Below are 3,487 nucleotides of genomic sequence, written 5' to 3' on the forward strand. Positions count from 1 at the left end.
CACCGTTACCGGTGGCGGGCTGCTTTCGGTTTGGCGTGGTTCCGCCTGGGCCGGCGCCAGACTGAGCGCGGTCAAGCCCAACGCCAAGCTGATCGCGCAGGCTGGGGCGCGAAGTGATCGTGGGTGCACAGCTACCCGCTCCTTGGGGGTTGATGGGTTCTGACCCCCTCAAGCTAGGCGAAGTGCACCATATCCAATGGAAGTGACACGCATCACATTCCAAAAGTTGTGGTTGTCCTGAGGAACCGGCTTTCGGCGCAGCGCCTCCGGGGTGGGGCCGTCCTTCGGCGAGGAGCCGGCGGTTTCTGCGTACGAAGCACCATATGCCTTTCCCGCCGATTTTTGCGCGCAACCTTGGTTCCGGGCAGAGGCAATGAAAGGCCCCTGTGCAGCGCCGGCCCATGGCGGAAAGCACTAGGCTTGGGCCATGGATTCCTCGGCCTCCCGGCTCCCGCCGGTCGACCTCGCGCGGGCAAGACAATTGTGGGGCGATTATGTGCTTTGGGCAGGGGGCGGGGGCCTGCGACCCGAGGTGTTGCCTGTCGTTGACTACTTCGGGGACAGTCCCGCATTGGCCGATGCGTTGCTGCGCGCAGTTTCCGACGGGGATAAGCGCGCAACCTCGAGCCTGGAGAACGAGTACACGGCAAGCGGTGAACCGTTGCCGGAGGCAGGCGCCTATTGGCTAGCCTGCGATTCCACCGGTACGGCGCGTCTCATCCTGCAGACCACCGAGGTCACCTTGGCGGCCTTTGACCACGTGGACGCCGATTTCGCCTTTGCCGAAGGGGAGGATGACCGCTCGTTGGCCAGCTGGCGCCGCGAGCATGAGAAGTACTGGCGTCGCACCCAGCGGGTTGCTGGACACCAATGGGATCCGACCCTGACGTCGCAGCCGGGTTTCCGAGTCGTGCTTGAGCGTTTCGTTGTCGCCTGGCCTATGGGCCCCGGCAGGGCGTAGCCCCCAGCGGTTTTTCCGCGCCGGTGGATCTGCCGGCTCGTGGATGAGGAATCTGTACAGGGTTTCACAGGGCTCCAACTGCGGGACAGGCCAAGCAGGCCCGGCCCTGCGGCTGCTGCACGGTGCTGCCCCCGGTCCGCGGATGCGTGTAGGACCCGCGCCACCCGCTACAGCGGGCGCGGTGTCAGCGGCGCCATCCTGCCGGGGGGATTGTCAAGGATCTGCGATTTTCGCCTTCACATAATGACTTACCGGCGCATGTGACCCCATTGTTACGGTGCTGACGGGCCTTTGTCGCCTCCTTGGTGGCGATGTGACGTTGATGTTTCGTCATGGTTGGTCACATGAATGTCCCCGCCGCACACTGAAATCACCCGGAACACCCACCGGAACAACACCATCCAGAGCGACTGAGAGACCTGGCTCGTTGACGTCGCAGCAACCACCCCGACGGGGAGCGGTGCTAAGGCCAGGACCGATGGAGATTGCTAGATTTCGCAACGGTCCCCGCACACGGGCGGATGTCTGCCTGTTTTGCCTCCCTTCGCGGGAGGGACCTGAATTCAGCGTGCTCCTCGGGCTAAACCGAGAGGAACACGGATTATGCGGCCACCACGTTTGGCGCTGAAAGCCACCGCACTGCTTGCGGCCCTGGGGCTGTCGTTGACCGCATGCGGCGGCAGCGGCGCGGCAAGCCCGAACACCGAGGCGGCACAGCCAGCCGGCGACCCGGTGCAGGGTGGAACCCTGACCTACGCCGAGGTCACCCCCATCGACAACTGGCAGACCCAGGCGGCCCGGTTCTACGAGAAGGCCAACGTGCTGAACTCGGTGCTGGACCGGCTGACCTATTTTGACGCCGAGCAGGGCAAGCTGGTGGGGTGGATCGCCAGCGACTTCACCTCCAACGAGGCCAAGACCCAGTACACGATCACCATTCGTGATGGGGTGACGTTCTCCAACGGCACCGCACTGGATGCCAAGGCCGTCAAGGCGAACCTGGACGCGCTGGGACTGGGCATCAAGGATGCGCAGATCCAGCCGAACGTGGATTTCTCGGCGTACAAGTCCTCCAAGGTGCTCGACGGGAACAAGGTCCAGGTCACCCTGAAGCGTCCGGACGCCAACTTCCTGCGCGCCACCTCCTCGGTGACCGCCGGGCTGGTGGCCCCCGAAACGCTGAAGCTGGACAACGCCGGGCAGTCGGCGATCTCCAAGATCGTGGGTTCGGGACCGTTCGTCTTCGCCTCGGAAAAGCCCGATGAGGAGGTGGTGTTCAGCGCCCGCGACGACTACGCCTGGGCTCCGCAGGGTGCACAGAACCCGGGGGCTCCCTACCTGGATGAGCTGGTCATCAAGTACCTGCCGGAGGTTGCGCACCGTGCCGGGGCCGCCCAGTCCGGGCAGGTGGACCTGGTGCGGGGATTGCAGCCGGTGGATGAGCAGGTGCTGAAATCCGGCGGCGGCCAGGTGTTCGCCGCGCAGGGCGTGGACTTGACCACCAACAACGCCTCGGTGCGCATTGGCTCCGGGCAGCTGGCCGACGCCAAGGTCCGCCAGGCGCTGCAGGTGGGCATCGACCGCCAGGCGCTGAAGGACACCGTGCTTTCGGACAGCTATGTGATTTCCGCATCGATTCTGAACCACAAGGCCCCGGGCTTCGTGGACTTTTCCGCGGAATTGGCCTACGACCCGGCGCGCTCCAAGGAGCTGCTGGATGAGGCCGGCTGGGTTCCGGGACCGGATGGGATCCGGCAGAAGGACGGGAAGAAGCTGGAGGTCACCGTCGCCTCCTCGAACAACTCGGTGGTCATCAAGCCGGCCTTCGAACTTATTGAGCAGCAGTGGCGCGAGATCGGGGTCAAACTGGTGAACCGGGCAGCGGACAACACGTTCCTGACCAGTGCCCTGGTCGATGACAAGGTCGAATTCTTCGGCACCCGGCAGTTCGCCTACGGCGGGCTGGGGCCGGTCTTCGGGCCGGCGAACAACACCCAGACGCTGAACGCGGACGAAGAGTTGAACGAACTGTTCACCCGGGAACAGGCGGCCACCACCGAGCAGGAGCACCTGAAGCTGATCGGTGAGGAACAGCGTGCCCTGGTGCTGGACAAGGCCCTGACCCTGGTGCTGTGGGATGAGGTCCAGGTCTACGGCGCGCATTCGCACCCACGTCGACTTCACCTCCGGCACCGCCCCGATCTTCCAGGGCGCCTGGAAGAGCGGCAAGTAGGGGAGGGAAGCATGGGCGGATACATTGCCAAGCGCGTTGGCCAGGCCCTGCTGGTCATCTGGCTGGCCTACACCGCGGTTTTCCTGGCGGTGCAGGCCCTGCCGAATGACCCGGTGACCATCTTCCTGTCCACCGACGCCGCCGCGGACCCGGCCACCATCGCACAGCTGAAGGCCCACTACGGCTATGACCAACCGCTGATCACCCAATACCTGGGGCAGCTGGGCGCGCTGCTGCGCGGGGACCTGGGCTACTCGCTGTCCTCCGGGGCGCCGGTGGCGGCCCGGATCGGG

2 protein-coding genes and 1 riboswitch are annotated in these 3,487 nt (G+C 65.0%); both genes read left to right on the plus strand.

Going from position 1 to position 3,487, the window contains the following annotated elements:
- Positions 1-532 precede the first annotated feature (532 nt).
- Entirely contained in the window at positions 533-961 is a 429-nt protein-coding gene (locus JCM19049_RS09830; protein WP_279402898.1) for an ASCH domain-containing protein, read from the plus strand.
- 394 nt (positions 962-1,355) lie between these two features.
- Positions 1,356-1,446, plus strand: a riboswitch (SAM riboswitch).
- 118 nt (positions 1,447-1,564) lie between these two features.
- Positions 1,565-3,487, plus strand: a 1,923-nt coding sequence (locus JCM19049_RS09835) for an ABC transporter substrate-binding protein (RefSeq protein ID WP_279402899.1), incomplete at its 3' end; no start/stop codon positions are given.

The sequence above is a fragment of the Arthrobacter sp. JCM 19049 genome (assembly GCF_001310435.1).